Here is a 288-nt window from a genome sequence, read left to right as displayed (position 1 = left end):
CCAGGAAGACCTGGATCTGCTCAATTCGGTCGCCGAGAACATCATGGGGCGCACGATCTGCGCGCTGGGCGACGCGGCTGCGATGCCGGTGCGCGGGATGCTCAAGCACTACTGGGACGAATTCGCGTACCACGTCGAGCACAAGCGCTGCATGGTCGGCGGTCACGCGCACGCGGCGGCGGCCTGACGCGAAACCGGTTGCGGAATTTGAGCGCACGGTCGGGCGAATGCGCGAACGGGCGGAAATAGGTTAAGGACCATTCACCATCATGGTTGAACTTGAAATAG

At 62.2% G+C, this 288-nt stretch carries 1 protein-coding gene; it reads left to right on the top strand.

Going from position 1 to position 288, the window contains the following annotated elements; translation table 11 throughout:
- Window positions 1-187: NADH-ubiquinone oxidoreductase-F iron-sulfur binding region domain-containing protein (locus tag ACLI50_RS22555; RefSeq protein ID WP_411414675.1), on the top strand; the 187-nt coding region annotated here is incomplete at its 5' end.
- Window positions 188-288: the final 101 nt, after the last annotated feature.

The organism is Chryseobacterium cupriresistens (assembly GCF_046614675.1).
Lineage (GTDB): Bacteria > Bacteroidota > Bacteroidia > Flavobacteriales > Weeksellaceae > Chryseobacterium > Chryseobacterium cupriresistens.
This window is presented reverse-complemented; position numbering and strand designations above follow the sequence as displayed.